This is a genomic window from Zobellella denitrificans (assembly GCF_002237365.1).
GTDB classification, from domain to species: domain Bacteria; phylum Pseudomonadota; class Gammaproteobacteria; order Enterobacterales; family Aeromonadaceae; genus Oceanimonas; species Oceanimonas denitrificans.
The window spans coordinates 80637-103299 of record NZ_NMUO01000002.1; the positions used below are offsets into that span (position 1 = coordinate 80637).

Annotated in this window: 22 protein-coding genes; 9 read left to right on the forward strand and 13 right to left on the reverse strand. The window is 63.5% G+C overall.

The window, feature by feature from the left end:
- Positions 1-239: 239 nt before the first annotated feature.
- From purU to CGX12_RS01030, 3 genes are all read right to left on the reverse strand, one after another.
- The gene (gene purU / locus CGX12_RS01020; protein ID WP_094038033.1) at positions 240-1076 is read right to left on the reverse strand and encodes a formyltetrahydrofolate deformylase; all 837 of its coding nucleotides are present in this window, start codon (positions 1074-1076) and stop codon (positions 240-242) included.
- Between the two features lie 41 nt (positions 1077-1117).
- Positions 1118-1576 carry a YchJ family protein gene (locus CGX12_RS01025; RefSeq protein ID WP_094038034.1) on the reverse strand — a complete coding sequence of 153 codons (459 nt, stop codon included), beginning with the start codon at positions 1574-1576 and terminating at the stop codon, positions 1118-1120.
- Positions 1577-1684: 108 nt separating this feature from the next.
- Positions 1685-2638 (reverse strand): OmpA family protein, encoded by a 954-nt coding sequence (locus CGX12_RS01030; RefSeq protein WP_094038035.1) that lies wholly within the window; start codon positions 2636-2638, stop codon positions 1685-1687.
- Between the two features lie 397 nt (positions 2639-3035).
- Here CGX12_RS01030 and CGX12_RS01035 point away from each other — a divergent pair, with 397 nt between their 5' ends.
- The 8 genes from CGX12_RS01035 (at position 3036) to CGX12_RS01070 (ending at position 11984) form a co-directional block, all read left to right on the forward strand.
- Entirely contained in the window at positions 3036-3296 is a 261-nt protein-coding gene (locus tag CGX12_RS01035) for a helix-turn-helix domain-containing protein (RefSeq protein ID WP_094038036.1), read from the forward strand.
- Positions 3297-3382: 86 nt separating this feature from the next.
- Entirely contained in the window at positions 3383-4174 is a 792-nt protein-coding gene (locus CGX12_RS01040) for a M48 family metallopeptidase (RefSeq protein WP_232513391.1), read from the forward strand.
- Positions 4175-4182: 8 nt separating this feature from the next.
- Positions 4183-5103: an ROK family protein gene (locus CGX12_RS01045; protein ID WP_094038037.1), complete on the forward strand. Its 921-nt coding sequence runs from the start codon at positions 4183-4185 to the stop codon at positions 5101-5103.
- A gap of 51 nt (positions 5104-5154) precedes the next feature.
- Positions 5155-5766 carry a BamJ family beta-barrel-assembly machinery protein gene (gene bamJ, locus CGX12_RS01050; protein ID WP_094038038.1) on the forward strand — a complete coding sequence of 204 codons (612 nt, stop codon included), beginning with the start codon at positions 5155-5157 and terminating at the stop codon, positions 5764-5766.
- A gap of 128 nt (positions 5767-5894) precedes the next feature.
- Positions 5895-6707 (forward strand): 4-hydroxy-tetrahydrodipicolinate reductase, encoded by an 813-nt coding sequence (gene dapB, locus CGX12_RS01055; RefSeq protein ID WP_094038039.1) that lies wholly within the window; start codon positions 5895-5897, stop codon positions 6705-6707.
- Positions 6708-7124: 417 nt separating this feature from the next.
- Complete coding sequence (gene carA, locus CGX12_RS01060) at positions 7125-8261, forward strand: glutamine-hydrolyzing carbamoyl-phosphate synthase small subunit (protein WP_094038040.1); 1137 nt, start codon at positions 7125-7127, stop codon at positions 8259-8261.
- 19 nt (positions 8262-8280) lie between these two features.
- Positions 8281-11508 (forward strand): carbamoyl-phosphate synthase large subunit, encoded by a 3228-nt coding sequence (gene carB / locus CGX12_RS01065; protein WP_094038041.1) that lies wholly within the window; start codon positions 8281-8283, stop codon positions 11506-11508.
- Between the two features lie 272 nt (positions 11509-11780).
- Positions 11781-11984 carry a cold-shock protein gene (locus CGX12_RS01070; protein ID WP_094038042.1) on the forward strand — a complete coding sequence of 68 codons (204 nt, stop codon included), beginning with the start codon at positions 11781-11783 and terminating at the stop codon, positions 11982-11984.
- Between the two features lie 212 nt (positions 11985-12196).
- Here CGX12_RS01070 and ruvX read toward each other — a convergent pair whose 3' ends face one another.
- The 8 genes from ruvX to metK all read right to left on the reverse strand — a co-directional run bounded on the left by ruvX (position 12197) and on the right by metK (position 18266).
- The gene (ruvX, locus tag CGX12_RS01075; RefSeq protein ID WP_094038043.1) at positions 12197-12613 is read right to left on the reverse strand and encodes a Holliday junction resolvase RuvX; all 417 of its coding nucleotides are present in this window, start codon (positions 12611-12613) and stop codon (positions 12197-12199) included.
- Positions 12610-13164 (reverse strand): YqgE/AlgH family protein, encoded by a 555-nt coding sequence (locus CGX12_RS01080; RefSeq protein WP_094038044.1) that lies wholly within the window; start codon positions 13162-13164, stop codon positions 12610-12612. Before CGX12_RS01080 ends, ruvX begins: the two co-directional genes overlap by 4 nt.
- A gap of 65 nt (positions 13165-13229) precedes the next feature.
- Positions 13230-14177 carry a glutathione synthase gene (gene gshB, locus CGX12_RS01085; protein WP_094038045.1) on the reverse strand — a complete coding sequence of 316 codons (948 nt, stop codon included), beginning with the start codon at positions 14175-14177 and terminating at the stop codon, positions 13230-13232.
- Positions 14174-14905, reverse strand: coding sequence for a 16S rRNA (uracil(1498)-N(3))-methyltransferase (rsmE, locus tag CGX12_RS01090; RefSeq protein WP_094038046.1), 732 nt, complete (start codon positions 14903-14905; stop codon positions 14174-14176). Before rsmE ends, gshB begins: the two co-directional genes overlap by 4 nt.
- The gene (locus CGX12_RS01095; protein ID WP_408645770.1) at positions 14883-15530 is read right to left on the reverse strand and encodes an endonuclease; all 648 of its coding nucleotides are present in this window, start codon (positions 15528-15530) and stop codon (positions 14883-14885) included. The genes rsmE and CGX12_RS01095 overlap by 23 nt, the downstream gene beginning before the upstream one ends.
- Before the next feature lie 172 nt (positions 15531-15702).
- Positions 15703-16173 (reverse strand): peroxiredoxin, encoded by a 471-nt coding sequence (locus CGX12_RS01100; RefSeq protein ID WP_094038048.1) that lies wholly within the window; start codon positions 16171-16173, stop codon positions 15703-15705.
- Positions 16170-16682 carry a SprT family zinc-dependent metalloprotease gene (locus CGX12_RS01105; protein WP_094038069.1) on the reverse strand — a complete coding sequence of 171 codons (513 nt, stop codon included), beginning with the start codon at positions 16680-16682 and terminating at the stop codon, positions 16170-16172. The genes CGX12_RS01100 and CGX12_RS01105 overlap by 4 nt, the downstream gene beginning before the upstream one ends.
- Positions 16683-17108: 426 nt before the next feature.
- Positions 17109-18266: a methionine adenosyltransferase gene (gene metK / locus CGX12_RS01110; RefSeq protein WP_094038049.1), complete on the reverse strand. Its 1158-nt coding sequence runs from the start codon at positions 18264-18266 to the stop codon at positions 17109-17111.
- A 228-nt stretch (positions 18267-18494) separates the two neighbouring features.
- Between metK and tkt the strand changes: the two genes are divergently transcribed.
- Positions 18495-20492 carry a transketolase gene (gene tkt / locus CGX12_RS01115; protein ID WP_094038050.1) on the forward strand — a complete coding sequence of 666 codons (1998 nt, stop codon included), beginning with the start codon at positions 18495-18497 and terminating at the stop codon, positions 20490-20492.
- Positions 20493-20628: 136 nt separating this feature from the next.
- Here tkt and CGX12_RS01120 read toward each other — a convergent pair whose 3' ends face one another.
- The gene (locus CGX12_RS01120; RefSeq protein WP_094038051.1) at positions 20629-21966 is read right to left on the reverse strand and encodes a sensor histidine kinase; all 1338 of its coding nucleotides are present in this window, start codon (positions 21964-21966) and stop codon (positions 20629-20631) included.
- The gene (locus CGX12_RS01125; protein WP_094038052.1) at positions 21947-22621 is read right to left on the reverse strand and encodes a winged helix-turn-helix domain-containing protein; all 675 of its coding nucleotides are present in this window, start codon (positions 22619-22621) and stop codon (positions 21947-21949) included. The genes CGX12_RS01120 and CGX12_RS01125 overlap by 20 nt, the downstream gene beginning before the upstream one ends.
- Positions 22622-22663: the final 42 nt, after the last annotated feature.

A 22663-nucleotide genomic window follows, 5' to 3' on the forward strand; every position in this document is an offset into this window, starting at 1 on the left:
CTTGATCAAAAGTCAACAAAAACTTGTGACCAAGAGTCAGGCTGTAAGCAGCCCTGTTTTGTCTGCAGGTACGGCGTTGTACCTGCAGATTTAATACTTCGTTATTCCGCTACAGAATCAAGTTCAGCATGACGGACTCGGAACCCATTCTGCAAACAACGCCTCATTAATCAGCGCAGCTGAGAACCTTCAGCCGCCACCACTTACAGCTGACAGCTTCAAGCTCCCCGAAGGGCCCGTTACTTGAACACCACCGTCTTGTTGCCGTAGACGAAGACCTTTTCTTCCAGCACCAGGTTGAGCGCACGGCTCAGCACCGACTTTTCCACGTCCCGGCCGGCCTTGGCCATGTCCTGGGCGGAGAAGGTGTGGTTCACGTGGGTCACGTCCTGCTCGATGATGGGGCCTTCGTCCAGATCGTCGGTCACGAAGTGGGCGGTGGCGCCGATCATCTTCACGCCGCGCTCATAGGCCTGGCGGTAGGGGCTGGCGCCGACGAAGGCGGGGAGGAAGGAGTGATGGATATTGATGAGGCGCTGGCGGTAGCGGGCCACGAACTCGGGGCTCAGGATACGCATGTATTTGGCCAGCACCACATAGTCCGGCTGGTAGCGGTCGATGATGTCCGCCAGCCGCTGCTCGTGTTCGGCCCGGTTCAGCCCCTCGTGGGACACGGTGTGGTAGGGAATGTCGAACTTTTCGGTCAGGCTGGCCAGGGTGTCGTAGTTGCCCACCACGGCGGCGATATCGATGTTCATGGCGCCGGCATAGTTCTTCATCAGAATGTCGCCCAGGCAGTGGGCTTCCTTGGTCACCAGTATCACCACCCGCTTGCTGCCGGCCGGCACCAGCCGGCGCTGGCTGCCCTGGGGCAGGGCGTCGTCCAGATCGGCCTGCAGGGTATGATCGTTGAAGATGCCTTCCAGCTCGGTGCGCATGAAGAAATGGCCGTTGTCGTAGTCCACGAATTCATCGTTGCGGATAATGTTGAGCTGGTGCTTGTAGCAGATGTTGGTGATCTTGGAGATCAGCCCCTTGGCGTCGGGACAATGAGTCAGCAGTATTTTTCGTTCCATTATGGTCTTGTCGGTGTTGAGGGTGATGAGAATTGGTCGAGTCAGCGCCGGCCACAGCACTGTTTGTATTTTTTGCCGCTGTCGCAGGGGCAGGGCTGGTTGGGGCCGATTTTGGGCGGGTTGAACTGGCCGGAGTGATAGACCCAGCGGCCCTGGTGGCGCAGGAAGCGGGAGCGCTCGTGCAGCACCACCACCCGGCCGGCGTCCCGGTAGCGCACCCTGAACTCCACCTCGCCTTCCTCGTCGACGGGGGTGCCCCGGGCAAAGACGATGGCAAGGCCCAGCCAGTCGGTGTCCAGCCCGGTTTGGGCCAGTTCGCCGGCGGTCAGTCCGCCCAGGGTATCCGGGTGCCAGCTCTGCACCAGGTAGTCACCCAGGCCCAGCCGGTAGGCGCTGTAGCGGGAGCGCATCAGGGCCAGCGGAGTCGGCGCCGGGGCGCCCCGCAGCAGGGGCTCGCAGCAGAGGCTGAACGGCTGTTGGCTGTCGCAATGGCAAAGCATGGCTATGGACCCGCAAGTCAAAGAAACTCAGTATGCCATGGGGGGAGGGGATGCGAAAAATAAAAAACGGCTCCGAGGAGCCGTTTTCGAATCCCGTCAGAGCAGGAATTACTCGATGATCTCTACCTGGATGGTGGCCTGGGCCTTGGCATCCACGCGGCGGTCGCGCTGACGCTCGGCTTCGGTCACGCCTTCGGCCAGTTCGCTGCCGTACCAGGCGGTCTGGATGTTCTGGGCGGCCACGCCGCGCTGGATCAGGTAATCCTTGGCGGCCATGGCGCGGCGCTCGGACAGGCGACGGTTGTACTCGGCGGTACCCAGACGGTCGGCATAACCGGCCAGTTCAACCTGGTAGTCGGGGTTCTGCTGGGCAAAACGGGCGACTTCGTCCAGGGTCGCGCGGGACTCGGCGGACAGATCGGACTTGTCGAAAGCGAAGTAGATGGAGCCGTCGGCGGTCACGGTACGGGTTTCGTAGGTGACTTCGGGCTGGGGCTGGGGAGCGACCGGAGCGACCGGAGCCGGGGCGGGAGTGCCGCGGTTCGGGTGCAGCACCAGTTCCAGCATGACGTTGTTGACGTCGGTTTCAAAACCGTTCTTGGACAGGTCGCCCATGTCCTCGATGCGGCGGTAACGGGCCTGTACATCCACCAGATCGGAAACGCGGTAGGTCAGACCCAGGCCGGCCAGGGGGGAGACGCCACGGTCACCGTGGGCAGTGTCAACATCCCAACCCAGGGCACCCAGCTCGCCGAACACGGAAAACTGGTTGTTCAGGGGCAGACGACCGATAGCGGACAGGTTCAGTGCCTTGGCATCGGCGTCACCACCAAAGTGATTGAAGCCCAGCTCGGCGCCAAAGTACTGGTTGAAGTTGTAACCACCGAACATGGTGACCGCTTCGGCATCTTCATCGGCGTCAGCGATGTGGCTGTCGATGTCTTCATAGTTGGCGTAACCGGCGCCGGCACCCAGATACCAGTCGTTGGCCTGTACGGCGGAAGAGATGCCGGCGGTTGCCAGCGCGATAGCAATCAGAGAAGGAGCCACTGTCTTTTTCATTTTGTCTTCCTCATTTTATGAGAACTCGGCGGTGCCGAAATAAAGGTAACACCGGTCAACAGGACCAGTGCTGTGCGGGAAGTCCTTTGATATTTTAGTTGTTTAGGGACTGTCCGGCAGGACTCCAATATCCCAATAAGTGTACCCGCACGACACCAAGATTAGCGGTTTTTGACCTGCCTCACAAGCTGGGCGGCAGGTGGCCGGGCTAAATTTGTCGCAGCTTTTGCATTTCGGGTGAGCAGAGTGCGGCCGAGATAGGGTCTTATATGAGTCTTTTCTAAAATTATTTTTGTCAAAGATTGACCAGTTCATAACGAGTCTCTTCACCGGTGTTAAACTAATATAAAAGTTGTACCGGTTGTTATCGGGAATTGTCGATAGGAGTAGCAAGGTTATGAATCCTGACACCAGTCTGGTCGGAAAAAAAATCCGGCAAATCCGCGAGGCGATGGGGCTCAGCCGTCCCAAGTTCGCTGAGCTGCTCCAGGTACCTCCCACTACCCTCAAGAATTACGAACTGGGTTATCGGGAAGTAGGAGGGGCTTTTCTGGTCGCCCTGGCCCAGCATCCCGAACTGCACAAGTTCACCCTCTGGCTGCTGTCGGACAAGACGATGGAGAGTGCCGGCCAGGTAAGCCCCGAACAGGACCTCTGAAGACAGAGCCGAGCAGGCTGCCCTCCAGGCCTGCTTTGTGCTAAAAGAGCGGACCTGATCCATTGTCCGTAAATGAGGTTGTCACCGTGCGTTCAATTGTTGCCCTTCTAGTATGTGGTGCCCTGTTGGGTTGCGCCCAGTCGCCCACCGGGCGCAGCCAGGTGCTGCTGTTTTCCGAGAATGACATGGCCAGGCTGGGAGAGTCGTCTTTTGCCCAGATCAAGGAGCAGGAAAAGGTCAGTGGCAACCGGGCCGATACCGCCTATGTGCAGTGCATCAGTAACCAGCTGGTGGCCGAGCTGCCGCCCGTTTTCGGCCAGCACCAATGGGAAGTGGTGGTGTTCGACTCCCCCCAGATCAACGCTTTCGCCTTGCCCGGCGGCAAGATCGGAGTCTACAGCGGTCTGCTCAAGGTGGCCAGGGATCAGGATCAAGTGGCGGCCGTGGTCGGCCACGAAATCGCCCATGTCCTGGCCCGCCACAGCAACGAGCGGGTATCACGCACCCAGCTCAGCAACCTCGGGCTGAGTGCCGCCGACATGGCCCTGGGCCAGTCCGGCCTGCGCGAGCCGGCCATGGCCGCCCTGGGCCTGGGAGTACAGGTGGGCTACCTGCTGCCCTATGGGCGCGAGCAGGAAAGCGAGGCCGATCGGCTGGGACTGGAGCTGATGGCCAGGGCCGGTTTCGATCCCCAGGCTTCCATCGCGCTCTGGCGCAATATGTCGGCTGCGTCCTCCGGGCAGCAACCGCCGGAACTGCTGTCTACCCACCCCTCCCACGGTACCCGGACCCAGGAATTGAATGCAGCCATGCCCAATGCCCTGGCCCTGTACCAGCAGGCCAGGGCCCAGGGCAAGACCCCGGCCTGTCGCCGCTAGGGAGCGTCATGTATTACGGTTTCGACATCGGCGGCAGCAAGGTGGCATTCGCCGTCTTCGATGAGTCCCTGAACGAGCGGGAGCGCGCCTTGCATCCTACCCCGCACCAGGATTACCCGGCATTTCTGCGACTGCTGTCTTCCCTGGTATCGGCGGCGGACAGCCGCTGGCAGGGCGTGGGCAGCGTCGGCGTCGGCTTTCCCGGTATTCTCGACGGGGAAGGGCGCCTGCTGGCACCCAATGTGCCGGTGATCCACGGCCGTGATCTGGGCGGGGACCTGCAGCGCCTGTTGGGGCGTCCGGTCCAGGCGGACAACGACGCCAACTGCTTTCTGTTGTCCGAATATCACCAGGGCGCGGTGGCCGGGACCGAGCTGGCCTTGGGGCTGACCCTGGGCACCGGGGTCGGCGGCGCCCTTATCCACCGGGGGCGCCTGGTCAACAGCCGTCGCGGCGGCAGCGGCGAGTTCGGCCACGGCGGCATTCCGGCAACGCTGCTCCGGCGCCATCCCGAGCTGCCGCTGTTCGCCTGCGGCTGCGGCCTGCAGGGCTGTCTCGAGACCTATGTATCCGGCACCGGCCTGAGCCGGCTCTATGGCCATTGCAGCGGGCGAGAGCTGCCCGGCAAGGCGGTGATTGAGGCCTGGCGGCAGGGGGAGGCCACGGCCCGGCGCTGTGTTTCCCTGTACCTGGATATCCTCGCCGCCGGCCTGGGGATCCTGATGACCCAGCTCGATCCGGACGCCGTGGTGATCGGCGGCGGCCTCGGGGAATCCTCCTGGCTCTACCGGGAACTCGGCCCGCGCTTGCCGGCCTGGCTGATGGCGGGCGTCAAGCCGGCGCCGGTGCGGCCGCCGGCCTTCGGCGGTGCCGGCGGCGTGCGGGGTGCCGCATTATTGGCCAGGCACGTCGCCTTGCCATTTAGCTGACCGGCTTATTTTGTTAGCATGGCTTTTTTGTACCCAAACAGAGGGAATGGCATGTCGTCATATGAGACAGTAGAGCAGAAGGCCAGCTACGGCATCGGTCGTCAAATCGGTGATCAACTGAGCCAGCAATCATTCGAAGGGCTGGATGTGTCCGCCGTACAGCAAGGCCTGGCCGACGCCCTCGGCGGGGTGGAGTTCGCCGTGTCCCGCGAGGACATCAACGGTGCCTTCCAGGTGATCACCCAGCGCATGCAGGAGCAGCAGTCCGCCCAGTTTGCCAAGGCCAGGGAAGAAGAAGCGGCTTTCTTCGCCACCAACGGCGAGCGTGCCGAAGTAGAGCAGACCGCCTCCGGCCTGCAGTACGAAGTGCTGGCCCAGGGCGAGGGCGCCAAGCCCGCCGCCACCGACACCGTACGCGTGCACTACCACGGCACCTTTATCGACGGCTCCGTGTTCGACAGCTCGGTACTGCGTGGCGAGCCGGCCCAGTTCCCGGTCAACGGCGTGATCAAGGGCTGGGTCGAAGCCCTGCAACTGATGCCGGTCGGCTCCAAGTGGAAGTTGTACGTGCCCCATCACCTGGCCTACGGCGAACAGGGTGCCGGCTCCATCCCGCCCTGCTCCACCCTGGTGTTCGAAGTCGAGTTGCTCGACATCGCCTGATAGCAAAAACCGGCAGCCGCCGGTTTTTTTACGCCCGCGCCGGGGCAAACGGAAAATTTGCAAGCGGGCGCTTATCTGGCAAACTCCGGGCTATTCTTGTTAATCGCACACTTTAAGGAAACAACAGCATGACAAATCCGGTTCGCATCGCCGTCGCCGGCTGTAACGGACGCATGGGCAAGGTACTGGTGGAGTCCGTAACCAATACCGAAGGCGTTACCCTGGCCGCCGCCATCGAGCATGCGGGCTCCAGCGTACTGGGCGTGGATGCGGGTGAGCTGGCCAATGTGGGCCGTTTGGGGGTAATGGTTAGCGCCGATCTGGCAAGGGTGATCGACCAGGTCGATGTCATCATCGACTTTACCCGCCCGGAGGCGACCCTGGCCAATATCGCCCTGGCCCGCCAGCATGGCAAGCGGCTGGTGATCGGCACCACCGGCTTTGATGAGGCGCAAAAGGCCGAGATCCACGCCGCCGCCGCCGACACCGCCATGGTGATGGCGTCCAACTACAGTGTCGGGGTCAACCTGGTGTTCAAGCTGCTGGAGCAGGCGGCCAGGGTGATGGGAGACTACACCGATATCGAGATTGTGGAAGCCCATCACCGCTTCAAGGTGGATGCGCCGTCGGGCACCGCGCTCAGCATGGGCGAGGTGATCGCCGACACCCTGGGACGGGATCTGAAGCAGTGCGCCGTCTATGGCCGGGAAGGCATCACCGGCGAGCGGGATCGCAACACCATCGGCTTCGCCACCGTGCGGGCCGGCGACATCGTGGGCGAACATACCGCCATGTTCGTGGACATCGGCGAGCGGGTGGAGATCACCCACAAGGCGTCCAACCGCCTGACCTTTGCCAATGGCGCCGTACGGGCCGCCGCCTGGATCGCCGGCCAGCAACCGGGCCTGTACGACATGCAGGATGTGCTCAACCTGAAATAGTTGTCCCTTATGCAGCCCGGCAAGCCGGGAGCAGCGCTTCCTGCCGGGTTGCCGGGCCTGGATTTGGGATATTATTTTGATGTGAAATTTTGCAAGGTGTTGTTATATAAGAAGTAGTTGAACAATTCTTTGATTCTTCAAGGTATTGACCAAGAAACAGGAGCAATGCCCCATTTTTTGTTGCCAGTGAATCCGCTCTGCGTTTTTAAGCGATTTTTTTGTCTTTTCATTCTTGATTTGACGGTGGCCCGGCCGCCGGCGGCGCTCGCCGCCAAAAAAGTTTGTCGAAAACGGCGCTTTTATATAAAATACGCAGAATTTGCCCAGTATTAGCCGAGATGCAGTAAAATTTTTTTGTCTGCAGCTCGGGACAGCCAGGTAAATTGTTGATTTATAAGAATTAACTTGGAGGTTGTCTTGACTCACTCAGCGCTGCTCGTATTGGAAGATGGCTCGGTCTTCCGCGGTACAGCCATCGGTGCCGACGGTTGTTCCGTAGGTGAAGTGGTATTCAATACGTCGATGACGGGATACCAGGAAATCCTTACCGACCCGTCCTATTCCCGCCAGATCGTTACGCTTACTTATCCTCATATAGGCAATACCGGCACTAACGCCGAAGATGAAGAGTCCGATCGGGTCCACGCCCAGGGATTGATCATCCGCGATCTCCCCCTCGTCGCCTCCAACTTCCGCAACCAGCGTTCCCTGTCCGACTACCTCAAGGCCCATAACATAGTGGGTATTGCCGATATCGATACCCGCAAGCTGACCCGACTCCTGCGCGAGAAAGGCGCCCAGGCCGGTTGCATCATCGCCGGCCCCGAGCTGGACGAAGCCCGCGCCCTGGCCGAAGCCAAGGCGTTTCCCGGCCTCAAGGGCATGGATCTCGCCAAGGAAGTGACCACCCGCGAGCCCTATCCCTGGCGTGAAGGCAGCTGGACCCTGGGCCAGGGCCACAGCCAGCCGGCCGAGAGCGAGCTGCCCTACCACGTGGTGGCCTACGACTACGGCGTCAAGCGCAATATCCTGCGCATGCTGGTCGACCGCGGCTGCCGCCTGACCGTGGTGCCGGCCCAGACTCCGGCCGCCGAGGTGCTGGCCATGAAGCCGGACGGCATCTTCCTGTCCAACGGTCCCGGCGATCCCGAGCCCTGCGATTACGCCATCAGTGCCATCAAGACCTTCCTCGAGACCGACATTCCGGTGTTCGGCATCTGCCTGGGCCACCAGCTGCTCGGCCTGGCCAGCGGTGCCAAGACCGTGAAGATGAAGTTCGGCCACCACGGTGCCAACCACCCGGTCAAGGATCTGGACAAGGGCGTGGTGATGATCACCAGCCAGAACCACGGCTTCGCGGTGGACGAAGACACCCTGCCGGCCCATGTGCGGGTGACCCACAAGTCATTGTTCGACGGCTCCCTGCAGGGGATTCACCGCACCGACAGGCCGGCATTCAGCTTCCAGGGCCACCCTGAAGCGAGCCCGGGTCCGCACGAAGCCGCCGACCTGTTCGACCACTTTATCGATTTGATTAAGCAGTACCGCGCGTAATTAGGAGTAGGGAAGAGTCATGCCAAAACGTACAGACATACAGAGCATTCTGATCCTGGGCGCTGGCCCCATCGTGATCGGTCAGGCCTGTGAATTCGACTACTCCGGCGCCCAGGCCTGCAAGGCCCTGCGGGAAGAAGGCTACCGCGTCATCCTGGTCAACTCCAACCCGGCCACCATCATGACCGATCCGGAGATGGCCGACGCCACCTATATCGAACCCATCCACTGGGAAGTGGTGCGTCGCATCATCGAGAAGGAGCGCCCCGACGCGGTGCTGCCCACCATGGGTGGCCAGACCGCGCTCAACTGCGCCCTGGAGCTGGAAAAGCACGGCGTGCTGGCCGAATTCGGGGTGGAGATGATCGGCGCCACCGCCGACGCCATCGACAAGGCGGAAGACCGCTATCGCTTCGACCAGGCGATGAAGAGCATCGGCCTGGAGTGCCCCCGCGCCGGCATCGCCCACAATATGGAAGAAGCCTACGGGGTGCTGGACCAGGTGGGCTTCCCCTGCATCATCCGCCCCAGCTTCACCATGGGCGGCACCGGCGGCGGCATCGCCTACAACCGGGAAGAGTTCGAGGAGATCTGTACCCGCGGCCTGGACCTGTCGCCCACCAATGAGCTCTTGATCGACGAGTCCCTCATTGGCTGGAAAGAGTACGAGATGGAAGTGGTGCGGGATCGCAACGACAACTGCATCATCGTCTGCGCCATCGAGAACTTCGACGCCATGGGCGTGCACACCGGTGACTCCATCACCGTTGCGCCGGCCCAGACCCTGACCGACAAGGAATACCAGCTGATGCGCAACGCCTCCATGGCGGTATTGCGCGAGATCGGGGTGGAAACCGGCGGCTCCAACGTCCAGTTCGGCATCAATCCCAAGGATGGCCGCATGGTCATCATCGAGATGAACCCGCGGGTGTCCCGCTCCTCCGCCCTGGCCTCCAAGGCCACCGGCTTCCCCATCGCCAAGGTGGCGGCCAAGCTGGCCATCGGCTACACCCTGGACGAGCTGCAGAACGACATCACCGGCGGCCTGACCCCGGCTTCGTTCGAGCCGGCCATCGACTACGTGGTCACCAAGGTGCCGCGCTTCAACTTCGAGAAGTTCGCCGGCGCCAACGACCGCCTGACCACCCAGATGAAGTCGGTGGGCGAGGTGATGGCCATCGGCCGCAACTTCCAGGAGTCGGTGCAGAAAGCCCTGCGTGGCCTGGAGACCGGCATGCACGGTTTCGATCCCATCGTCGACCTGAACGATCCCGAGAGCCTGGCCCGCATCCGCCACGAGCTGCAGGAGCCCGGCGCCGAGCGGATCTGGTACATCGCCGATGCCTTCCGGGCCGGCATGAGCGTGGACGGCGTGTTCAAGCTGACCAATGTCGACCGCTGGTTCCTGGTGCAGATCGAAGAGCTGATCAAGCTGGAAGAGCAGGTCAAGGAAGGCGGGTTTGCCGGCCTGACCCCCGAATTCCTGCGGGCGCTCAAGCGCAAGGGCTTTGCCGATGCGCGTCTGGGCAAGCTGCTGGGCGTGAGCGAGGGCGAGGTGCGCAAGCTGCGCCACCGCCACGAGATCTTCCCGGTGTACAAGCGGGTGGACACCTGCGCCGCCGAGTTCGCCACCAATACCGCCTACATGTACTCCAGTTACGACGAGGAGTGCGAGGCCAACCCCACCGACAAGGACAAGATCATCGTCCTGGGGGGCGGCCCCAACCGCATCGGCCAGGGCATCGAGTTCGACTACTGCTGCGTGCACGCGGCCCTGGCCCTGCGCGAGGACGGGTTCGAGACCATCATGGTCAACTGCAACCCGGAAACCGTGTCCACCGACTACGACACCTCTGACCGCCTCTACTTCGAGCCAGTGACCCTGGAGGACGTGCTGGAAATCGTGCGGGTCGAGCAGCCCAAGGGCGTGATCGTCCAGTATGGCGGCCAGACCCCGCTGAAACTGGCCCGCGCCCTGGAAGCCGCCGGTGTGCCGGTGATCGGCACCAGCCCGGACGCCATCGACCGGGCCGAGGACCGGGAACGGTTCCAGCAGGCGGTGGAGCGTCTGGGCCTCAAGCAGCCCCAGAACGCCACCGTGACCGCCCTGGAGCAGGCCGTGTCCCTGGCCGAGAAAATCGGCTACCCGCTGGTGGTGCGCCCCTCTTACGTGCTGGGCGGCCGGGCCATGGAAATCGTCTACGACGAGCAGGATCTGCGCCGTTACTTCAACGAGGCGGTGAGTGTGTCCAACGAGTCGCCGGTGCTGCTGGATCGCTTCCTGGATGATGCCACCGAGGTGGACATCGACGCCATCTGCGACGGCAAGGACGTGGTCATCGGCGGCATCATGGAGCACATCGAACAGGCCGGCGTGCACTCCGGCGACTCCGGCTGCTCCCTACCGCCCTACACCCTCTCCAAGGCGATCCAGGACGAGATGCGCGAACAGGTGCGCAAGCTGGCCCTGGAGCTGGGGGTGGTCGGCCTGATGAACGTGCAGTTCGCGGTCAAGGGCAACGACATCTACCTCATCGAGGTGAACCCGCGCGCGGCCCGTACCGTGCCCTTCGTGTCCAAGGCCACCGGTGTGCCGCTGGCCAAGGTGGCGGCCCGGGTGATGGCCGGCAGGTCCCTGGCCGAGCAGGGCGTGACCAAAGAGATCATCCCGCCCTACTACTCGGTCAAGGAAGTGGTGCTGCCGTTCAACAAGTTCCCGGGCGTGGATCCGCTGCTGGGGCCGGAAATGCGCTCCACCGGCGAGGTGATGGGCGTGGGCGAGACCTTCGCCGAGGCCTTCGGCAAGGCCCATCTGGGCGCCGGCAAGGCGGTACCGAAGGAAGGCCGCGCCCTGCTGTCGGTTCGCCACAGCGACAAGCAGCGGGTGGTCGACCTGGCCGCCAGCCTGCTGGAAGCCGGCTACCAGCTGGACGCCACCCACGGCACCGCCGTGGTGCTGGGCGAAGCCAACATCAACCCGCGGCTGGTGAACAAGGTGCATGAAGGTCGTCCGCACATTCTGGATCGGATCAAGAACAACGAGTACAGCTATATCGTGAACACCGCCGAGGGCCGCCAGGCCATCGAGGATTCTCGCCAGCTGCGCCGGGGTGCCCTGAGCCAGAAGGTGTCCTACACCACCACCCTGAACGGGGCCTTCGCCACCGTCATGGCCATGGCCCACGACGCCACCGCCTCGGTGATTTCGGTTCAGGAAATGCACGAGCGGGTGGCCAACGGCAAGTAAGCCGGCGGTCTCTCTGATCGGAAATGGAAAAGGCGCCTGCGGGCGCCTTTTTGCTGTTGTATAAAATTTATCCAAAGATATTGGCGATAGTGTTTGACGCCACCCCGCGACTCCCGTAGAGTGCACCCCAGCAAGATTTTCAAGTCAGCGCGGCCTTTGTATATTGTTGGTTCCTTTGCGGTTCTTCAGTCACCAAGCTTCCCTTATTTGATTGTTGTTGCGTTACCGAGCCGAGCATGGCTCATCATTGAAATAAATAAAGGTAAGATAAAATGGCTAACGGCACCGTAAAATGGTTCAACGAAGCAAAAGGTTTTGGTTTCATCACTCCGGCTGACGGCAGCAAGGATTTGTTCGCCCATTTCTCCGAAATCGTCGGCAGTGGTTTCAAGACCCTGGCCGAAGGCCAGCAGGTCTCCTACACCCCGTCCCAGGGTGCCAAGGGCCCGCAGGCGTCCCAAATCCAGGTTCTGTAATTATCTTCGGATAATACCGGAACATAAAAAACCCGCTGCGGCGGGTTTTTTTGTACCCCTAACCGGGACAGAGAGGCGGTTACTGGTGCGAACGGTGCTGGACAGACTGGATCACAGCACATCCATGATGCCAGCTTCCAGCTTCCAGCTTCCAGCTTCCAGCTTCCAGCTTCCAGCTTCCAGCTTCCAGCTTCCAGCTTCCAGCTTCCAGCTTATAGCCGGCTTTCCATCCAGGATTCGAGGATCAGCTGGGCCGAGACCGCGTCCACCGCGTCCTTGCCCAGGGCTTTGTAGCCGCCGGCCTCGAACAGCCGGGCGCGGGCGTCGGTGGTGGTCAGGCGCTCGTCCTGCAGCTCGACGGCCAGGCCGAAACGGCCGTGCAGCCGGTTGGCGAACTTGCGCGCCCGCCGGCTGATGTCCTGTTCGGTGCCGTCCATATTGAGGGGCAAGCCCACCACCAGCAGCGCCGGCTGCCATTCCTTGAGCAGTCTTTCCACTTGGTTCCAGTCGGGCACGCCGTCATTGGCTTTCAGCGCCGTCAGCGGCCGGGCCGAGGCGGTGATCTCCTGGCCTACGGCCACGCCGATGCTCTTCAGGCCGTAGTCGAAGCCGAGCAGGGTCCGGCTCATGCGTGGCCCACCTGGGAGGACAGCTGGCGCGAGTCCACCCCCAGCCGGCCGATGGCCTGGTGCCAGCGCTGGCCCAGGGGAGTGTCGAAGATAAGGGCGGTGTCGGCGGGGATGGTCAGCCAGCTGTTCTCCACCAGTTCCTGCTCCAGCTGGCCCGGGGTCCAGCCGGCATAGCCCAGGGCCACCAGGTAGTGCTCGGGCTCCTGTTCGGTGCCCAGCACCTCCAGCACATCGCGGGAGGTGGTGATCATCAGATCCTCCGCCAACTGCTGGCTGGAGCTGAAGCCCTCGACCGGGCTGTGCAGCACGAAGCCCCGATCCGCCGCCACCGGGCCGCCTTGCAGCACCGGCCTGTCAAGGCTGGGGCTGTCTTCCGGCTCCAGCTCCAGCTGGTGCAGCAGCTCATGGACCTTCATATCGATGGGGATGTTGATCACCAGCCCCATGGCGCCGTCGTCGTTGTGCTCGCAGATATAGGTGACGGAGCCGGCAAAGAAGGGGTCCTTGAGGCTGGGCATGGCGATAAGGAAGTGATGTTGCAGTGAGTCCATGGCGTCTCGTATCGGTTGAACCCGGGGCGGTGGTAATGGCCCCGGGCATTAAGGGCGTCTTATTGTCAGGATAGTCGTTTTTCGATGGCGTCCATCAGCATGCCGGTAATATTGACCGGGAAGGCGGCTTCGATCTCGCGCACACAGGTCGGGCTGGTGACGTTCACCTCGGTCAGCTTGTCACCGATGATGTCGAGGCCGACGAAGATCAGGCCCTTGGCCTTGAGCACCGGGCCCAGGGCCTCGGCGATACGCCGGTCGCTGTCGCTCAGGGGACGGGCCTCGCCCCGGCCGCCGGCGGCCAGGTTGCCGCGGGTTTCGCCGCCCTGGGGAATACGGGCCAGGCAGTAGGGCACCGGCTCGCCGTCCACCACCAGCACCCGCTTGTCGCCGTCCTTGATGGCGGGCAGGTAGCTCTGCACCATGCAGTAACGCTGGCCGTGTTCGGTCAGGGTCTCGATGATGACGCCGAGGTTGGGATCGTCCTCCTTCACCCGGAAGATGGAGGCGCCGCCCATGCCGTCCAGCGGCTTGAGGATAATGTCCTTGTGCTCGGCGTGGAAGGCGCGGATGTCGCCGGCCTTGCGGGTGACCAGGGTGCTGGGGGTGTGCTCGGCAAACCAGGCGGTATAGAGCTTCTCGTTGGCGTCGCGCAGGCTCTGGGGCTTGTTGACGATCAGCACGCCTTCGCCTTCGGCCCGTTCCAGCAGGTAGGTGGCGTAGATATATTCGGTGTCAAAGGGGGGATCCTTGCGCATCAGGATCACATCCAGGCTGTGCAGGGGGCGGAGTTCGGGCTCGGCCAGGGCGAACCACTGCCGGGCGTCCTCCTTCACCGACAACCGGGCCATGTTGCCGAACGCCTCGCCGTCGCGCAGGCTGAGATCGCTCATCTCCATGTACCAGAGTTCATAGCCCCGGCGCTGGGCTTCCAGCAGCATGGCGAAACTGGTGTCTTTTTTGATGTTGATGGACTGGATGGGGTCCATCACTATTCCCAACTTGATGGTCATGCGAGATCTCCAAAACGGCATTGCAGGGCGGTGATGGCGGTCAGGGCCGCGGTTTCGGTGCGCAGTACCCGGGGGCCGAGCAGGATATCGACGAAGCCCCGGGCGCGGGCCTGCTCGATTTCCTCGTCGGAAAGCCCGCCTTCGGGGCCTACCAGCAGCCTAACGCCACTGTCCGGCGACGGCAAGGTGTTGACGCTGTGGTGGGCGCGCGGATGCAGGTTGAGCTTGAGTTCGGTGGTTTCTTCCGCCAGCCAGTGCGAAAGATCCATGGCCGGGCGGATCTTGGGGATGCGGTTGCGCCCGCACTGCTCGCAGGCGGCGATGGCGATCTTCTGCCACTGCTGGAGCTTCTTGTCGAGCCGCTCGCCGCCGAGTTTGACGCCGCAGCGGCTGGAAAACAGCGGGGTGATGACGTTGACCCCCAGCTCCACCGACTTCTGGATGGTAAATTCCATCTTCTCGCCCCGGCTGATCACCTGGCCCAGATGGAAATACAACGGCGATTCGGCCTCGGTGGCGTCGAAGTCGCCCAGCCGTACCCGCACCGATTTCTTGTCGGCGCTCAGGATCTCGGCGGGATACTGGCCGCCTGCGCCGTTGAACAGTACCAGCGCCTGGCCCGGCTGCATTCGCAGCACCCGGCCCACGTGGTTGGCGCCGTCCTCCGAGAGTGACAGCTCGAGTCCGGGCCCGAGCGGGCCGGGCTCATGGATTCGGGGTATACGCATAGTGTTCGCACTGCTCCTTCACAAAGGGGTTGCGGTTGCCCTGTACCTCATTGATGCGGTGATCCCGCTCGCATTCCCAGTCGCTGGCCGGATACTGGCGGTTCCAGGCCTCGAACAGCCGCAACTGCTGCTTGGCGATACCGAGCCGGTACTGCTGCTGCATATAGAGGTAGGTGCGGGCGATGGCGCCCCGGGTTTCTGCCGGCGGCTGGGCCCGACGACCCTTGAAGTCTACCAGCATCCGGCACTGGCCGTATTGATCCGGCCGGCCGTTCCACTCGGAAAAGCGGTAATTGGAGCGATCGCCGTTGACCTCGCCGATGGCCGGTACCAGGTTGTGCAGATCGCCTTCCATGCGGTTGAACAGCTCGTCGCTGCGGGTGCAGTTCTTGCGGCCGCCGCTTTGCCAGCACTGGCGCTGATGGCCGAACTCCCAGGCCGGCACTATGTGCTCCCACTCGATGCGGCTGGCCCGTACCTGCTGCTTGCGCACCTGGTAACCGCAGCCGTCCAGCTCCGGCACCAGCTTCTTGCCTTCCCGTTTGATTTCGCAGCCGCAGTAGAAGGACACGGGATGTTGTTCATAAATCCGGGTGGCCACCCGTTTGGCCTGGCTGAAAGACAAAGCGTCGGCATAAGCCAGCCAGGAGCTCAGGCCCAGTAACAGAATAAGATAGCGCACGACTCGTTATTGTTTGGTTAGGTAACAGCGGGGCAAGCTTATCACTCGGGACGGGGCAGGGGAAAGAGCGGCCTGTGCCGCACGCCGGGGCGGGTCTCCCGGCGTGCGGCGTGGTTCACACCAGCTTCAGCATGGCTTCGGCGGAAGACACCTCGAACTTGCCCGGGGCTTCCACCTGCAGGGCGGTGACCACCCCGTCTTCGGCCAGCAGGGCGAAGCGCTGGGCGCGCAGGCCGCCGAAGTCGCCGGTGTCCTTGTCGAGCCCCAGGGCCAGGGTGAAGTGGCCGGCGCCGTCGGCCAGCATGGTGATGGCCTCGGCATTCTGGGCCTGCTGCCAGGCGCGCATCACGAAAGCGTCGTTGACCGACAGGCAGTACAGCTCGACGCCTTTCTGCCTGAACTGGTCGGCCAGCACTACGAAGCCGGGCAGATGGGCCTGGGAGCAGGTGGGTGTGAAGGCGCCGGGCACGGCGAAGATCACCACCTTTTTGCCGCCGAACAGTTCGGCGCTGGTGGCGGTGTGTTTGCCGGCCTCGGTGATAAAGGTGAATTCCTGCTCGGGCAGGCGGTCGCCAATCTGGATCATGGGTTTTTCCTTCTGGTGGGGAGATGGGGTTTGAGCAACTGGCCGCAGTGCATGCACAGGTAACGCTGTTTGCCGCGCCGGATGCTGTTGTGGCGGCGCAGGCTCAGCTGGTGCAGACGACAGCCGCAGTCGTAAGGGAAGGTGGGGGCCACCTTGGCGGTATTCAAGCGGTGGCGGGTCCTCGGTTCGAGCCCGAAGACATCGCGCATCACGGCTTGCCACTCGGCGCCATGGGGGCGGACCTTGCCGAAGCGGTGAAACACCACCAGGTGGGCCACTTCGTGGGGCACGATTTCGGTGAGGAAATCGACGGCGTTGTCGGCCAGCAGCACCGGGTTGAAGCGCAGCTCCCCGCGTTCCAGCCAGGCGGAGCCGGCGATGCGGCCGCGTTGATCGAAGCGCACCCGGGGCGCGGGAAAATCCTGTCCCAGCCGCTGCCCGGCCAGGGCCAGGCACTGGTCGACTCTGTCCCTCACCTGCTGGCACAGGGTGTCACTGGGTTGGCTCATGGCGATGGAAACACGCAAGACGTTAGCCGATAAGTGTCCCTTGGACCACTTGGCTCAAAACTGACAGACGGCTGCTCATAAGGATAAGCAAAGGGGAAGCCTGCGCTTCCCCTCCGCTTGATGACAACGTTGTCTGCTTCACAGGGATGAGTCGGCCAAAGGGCCAACTCCGCCGACACGCTGCAAGAGATGACACTCGCCGTTTCAGCCTGCTGCGAACATTCACTGGATGTTCGGTCAGGCCGAAACCGCTCGTCACGGCGAGACAAGCTCACCCCATGTAGGCTCGCACCTGCCATCCCTGGCAGGTGACGGTCGGCGGAGCCGCTCCCTTTGACCGCCTGTTTTGGCATGGGTGTTGCCTTCTGAATAAGCCCGAAGCTTTGTCAGCAGTCGGAGGGGAAGCCTGCGCTTCCCCTCGGGTGGTTATTTGAGGCCGGCGGCGTCGCGCAGCAGCTCGGCCTTGTCGGTGGCTTCCCAGGGGAACTCCTCCCGACCGAAGTGGCCGTAGGCGGCGGTGGCCTGGTAGATGGGCCGGTTCAGATCCAGCATCTGGATCAGGCCATAGGGGCGCAGATCGAAGTGCTCGCGCACCAGGGCGTCGATAAGCTCCTCGGCCACTTTGCCGGTGCCGAAGGTTTCCACGCTGATGGAGGTGGGCTCGGCCACGCCGATGGCGTAGGACACCTGGATCTCGCAGCGATCGGCCAGGCCGGCGGCGACGATGTTCTTGGCCACGTAGCGGGCGGCGTAGGCGGCGGAGCGGTCCACCTTGGACGGATCCTTGCCGGAGAAGGCACCGCCGCCGTGGCGGGCCATGCCGCCGTAGGTGTCGACGATGATCTTGCGCCCGGTCAGGCCGCAGTCGCCCATGGGGCCGCCGATGATGAACTGGCCGGTGGGGTTGATGAAGTACTTGGTCTTGCTGGTCAGCCACTCGGCGGGCAGTACCGGCTTGATGATCAGCTCCATCACCGCTTCGCGCAGGGTGGCCTGGTCGATGTCGGGGCCGTGCTGGGTGGACAGCACCACGGCGTCGATGGCCACCGGCTTGCCGTCTTCATAGACGAAGGTCACCTGGGACTTGGCGTCCGGGCGCAGCCAGGGCAGCTCCTTGGCCTTGCGCACATGGGCCTGGCGCTTGACCAGGCGGTGGGCGTAGGTGATGGGGGCGGGCATCAGCACTTCGGTTTCGTTGGAGGCGTAGCCGAACATCAGGCCCTGGTCACCGGCCCCCTGGGCGTAAGGGTCGTCCCCTTCCCGATCCACGCCCATGGCGATATCCGGGGACTGCTTGCCGATGGCGTTGAGCACGGCGCAGCTGTCACCGTCGAAGCCCATGTCGGAGCTGGTGTAGCCGATATCGCGCACGGTGCGGCGGGCCAGCTCTTCGATGTCGACCCAGGCGCTGGTGGAGATTTCGCCACCCACGATCACCATGCCGGTCTTGACGTAGGTTTCGCAGGCGACCCGCGCCTTGGGATCCTGCTTGATGATGGCGTCGAGCACCGCATCGGAGATCTGGTCGGCAATCTTGTCCGGATGACCTTCGGATACGGACTCGGAGGTAAACAGTCTGGCCATTATGCTTCGGTTCCTAAACTTGAATTAATCTGTCGCTGTCATGATACCGCCAACATAGCGGTATTAACATCTGGATGGCTATTCTAGTGAGGCGCCTTGCCGATTGCCAGCAAAATGTGCCGGGGCGGGCCACCCCGGCGGGGGAGAATAATTTGCGCCCTCCGGCAGTCTTTGGGACAATACCGCCGTCTATTTAACCCTACATGTAAATGTTCTCAGGAGATGTCGATGCCTTCTCGTCAAGTGCTGGCCAATGCCGTGCGCGCATTGAGTATGGATGCGGTGCAGAAAGCCAATTCCGGCCACCCCGGAGCCCCCATGGGCATGGCGGATATCGCCGAGGTGTTGTGGCGTGATTACTTGCAGCACAACCCCGCCAACCCCAACTGGGCCGACCGCGACCGTTTCATCCTGTCCAACGGCCACGGCTCCATGCTGCTGTACTCCCTGCTGCACCTGACCGGTTACGAGCTGTCCATCGACGATCTCAAGCAGTTCCGCCAGCTGCACTCCAAGACCCCGGGCCACCCCGAGTACGGCTATGCGCCGGGCGTGGAAACCACCACCGGCCCTCTGGGCCAGGGCATCACCAACGCCGTGGGCATGGCCATCGCCGAGAAGGCCCTGGCCGCCCAGTTCAACCGCCCCGGCCATGAGGTGGTGGACCACTACACCTACTGCTTCCTGGGCGACGGCTGCCTGATGGAAGGCATCTCCCACGAAGCCTGCTCCCTGGCCGGCACCCTGGGGCTGGGCAAGCTTATCGCCTTCTGGGACGACAACGGCATCTCCATCGACGGTCACGTCGACGGCTGGTTCAGCGACGACACGCCCAAACGCTTCGAAGCTTACGGCTGGCAGGTGATCGCCAATGTCGACGGCCATGACAGCGCCGCCGTGGCCGCCGCCATCGACGCCGCCCGTGCGGATACTTCCCGCCCGACCCTGATCTGCTGCAAGACCGTGATCGGTTTCGGCTCTCCCAACAAGGCCGGCAGCCACGACTGCCACGGCGCGCCCCTGGGTGACGCCGAGATCGCCGCCACCCGCGAGCAACTGGGCTGGAGCCACGCCCCCTTCGAGATCCCCGCCGACGTTTACGGCGAGTGGGACGCCAAGGCCAAGGGCCAGGCTGCCGAAGCCGCCTGGAACGAAAGATTCGCCGCCTACGCCGCCGCCCATCCGGCATTGGCCACCGAACTCAAGCGTCGCCTGAGCGGTGAACTGCCCGCCGACTGGGCCGCCCAGAGCGCCGACTTCATCAAGACCCTGCAGGCCAACCCGGCCAAGATCGCCACCCGCAAGGCCTCCCAGAACGCCCTGGACGCCTACGGCGCCATCCTGCCCGAACTGCTCGGCGGCAGCGCCGACCTGGCGCCTTCCAACCTGACCATGCACAAGGGCTCCCAACCGATCAGCGCCGAAGACGCCAGCGGCAACTACCTGCACTACGGGGTGCGCGAGTTCGGCATGAGCGCCATCATGAACGGCATCGCCCTGCACGGCGGCTTCGTGCCCTACGGCGGTACCTTCCTGATGTTCGTGGAATACGCCCGCAACGCGGTGCGCATGGCGGCCCTGATGAAGCAGCGCTCCATCTTCGTCTACACCCACGACAGCATCGGCCTGGGCGAAGACGGCCCCACCCACCAGCCGGTGGAGCAGATCGCCTCCCTGCGCCTGACCCCCAACATGAGCACCTGGCGCCCCTGCGACCAGGTCGAGTCCGCCGTGGCCTGGAAACACGCCATCGAGCGCAAGGACGGTCCGACCTCTCTTATCTTCTCCCGCCAGAACCTGGGACAGATGGAGCGCACCGAGGCCCAGTTGGCCGACGTGGCCAAGGGCGGCTATGTACTGAAGGACTGCGCCGGCACTCCCGAGCTCATCATCATCGCCACCGGCTCCGAAGTGGAGCTGGCGGTGGCCGCCTGTGAGCAGTTGAGCGCCGAAGGCCGCGCGGTGCGGGTGGTGTCCCTGCCCTGTACCGATGTGTTCGACGCCCAGTCCGCCGACTACAAGGAAAGCGTGCTGCCCGCCGCCGTCACCAAGCGCCTGGCGGTGGAAGCCGGCATCGCCGACTACTGGTACAAGTACGTGGGCTTCGGTGGCGACATCATCGGTATGCACAGCTTCGGTGAATCGGCCCCGGCCGGCGATCTGTTCAAGCTGTTCGGCTTTACTGTCGACAACGTGGTGGAAAAGGCCAAGGCCCTGCTGGCCTGAGCCTTCCCCCATCCCGTAAGAAACCGGCTGCTGCAGCCGGTTTTTTTATGCCCGGGATCCGGCCTGCTAAATAATGTTTCCGACTACCAGATCGCTATCGGCAGCGAGCGGACGGTGGCCGGTCGCTGTCGCACCATTAGGATGAGTTGTTTAGAGGAAAGAGGCAGCGAAAGCGGCTGCCCTGCGTGCCGGACTCGACCTCGATGCGGGCCTGGTGGCCGTCGAGAATCGCCTTGACCAGGGCCAGCCCGAGGCCGTGGCCCGGGCTGTGGCGGCCGCGGTCGGCCCGGTACAGGCGTTCGAAGATATGGGGCAGGTCGACCGGATCGATACCCATCCCCGAGTCTTCGACCACCACCGCTATCTGGGTGTCGAACCGTGCGGCCCGGATCCGGACCCGGCCGCCGGGCGGGGTGTACTTGACGGCGTTGTCGAGCAGGTTGGCGAAGGCCTGGCGCAGGGCCTGGGCGTCGCCCTGCAGCCACAGCGCCGGCGCCAGCTCGGTGTCGAGGTGCAGGCCCTTGTCCTCGGCGGCCAGTTCGTACAGCTCGCTCACCTCCCGCAGCAGTGCACCCAGCTCGCAGCGCTGGCGGCGGGCGGGATCCAGGCCCTGCTCGGCGGCGGTGATCGCCAGCAGATAACCGAGCAGGGCCTCCATGCGCTGGTTTTCCTCGGCGCAGTCGAGCAGGCTTTCACGCCAATGGGCCGGATCCGGACTGGCCAGGGCCTGCTCCAGGCTCAGGCGCTGGCGGGTGAGGGGGGTGCGCAGATCGTGGGCGGCGCTGTCCAGGGCGTGGCGCAGGCCGCTGACCAGGCGGTGGATACGGGCCATCTGCTGGTTGAACAGCAGGGTCAACTGGCCCAGCTCGGTGCTGGGCGAGGCGGTCGCGGGTACCTGCTGCTCCAGGCCGTCCCGTTGCAGGCCGGCCACCCGCTGGATCAGCGCCCGTATCGGGCGCAGGGTGCGCCGGGTGAGCCAGGCCACCAGCAGCAGGCTGCACAGCAGCATGGGCAGCATCAGCTGCAGCATGGTCTGCCGGTAGCGGGCCAGATCCTGGTGCCGGGGCTGTGCCGCCAGCGCCACCTGCAACCGGTATCCCTGCCACCGGTACCCCTGGCTCCAGCTGTCGTCGGCGAGCCGTCCGTCACCGGCCGAAGGCAGCGCCGGACCGGCGCTGAACAGCAAGTGCCCGTCCGGGGCGCGGTAGCGCACCCGGTAGTGGCTGAGTTCGAGAAAGTCCCGGTCCCGTTGCAGCACGTGCACCAGCTTGTCGGGACCGGCATCCAGGCCGACGCGCTGGTAGTTGTCGAGCAGGGTGGCGACCAGTTGCCGGTCCTTTTCCAGCAACCGCTTGCCGAGCAGATGATCGCCGGCCAGCAACAGGCCGCCGGTGACCAGGGTCATCAGCAGCAGGTACCAGAGGGTGAGGATGCGCCCGGTGGCAAAGCGGGGCTCAATCGGTGCGCAGGACATAGCCGATGCCTCTCAGGGTGTGCAGCAGTTTCTGCGGCCTGTCCTTGTCTATCTTGTTGCGCAGCCGGCACACCAGCACGTCCACCACATTGGTCTGGGGATCGAAGCGGTAATCCCAGACCCGCTCCAGGATCTGGGTGCGGGACAGCACCCGACCCTGGTGGCGCAGCAGCAGTTCGAGCAGCACCAGTTCGCGGGGTTGCAGCGCCAGTTTCTGCTCGCCGCGCCAGGCCTGCTTGCGCAGCGGATCCAGCCGCAGATCCGCCAGTTGCAACAGGGTGTCGGCCGGTGCCGGCTGGCGCCGGCGCAGCAGGGCCTCCAGCCGGGCCAGCAGTTCGCTGAAGGCGAACGGCTTGGTCAGGTAGTCGTCGCCGCCGAGGCGCAGGCCCTGCACCCTGTCGTCGATCGAGCGCCGGGCGCTCAGCAGCAGGATGGGAAAATCGACGCCCTGGCCGCGCCATTCCCGCACCAGGCTGAGGCCGTCCCGGCCCGGCAGCATGATGTCGACGATGGCCACATCGGGCGCCTGCTCCAGGGCCCGGCCGGCGGCGTCTTCCGCCCGGCTGCAATGATGCACCCGGTAACCCTGCTCGGTGAGGCCCCGGTCGAGGAAGGCGGCAATTTTATGGTCGTCTTCGACCAGCAGCAGTTCCATGTGTTCCGCTCCGAGGGAATGAGAAAGGCTGCCATTGTAGCG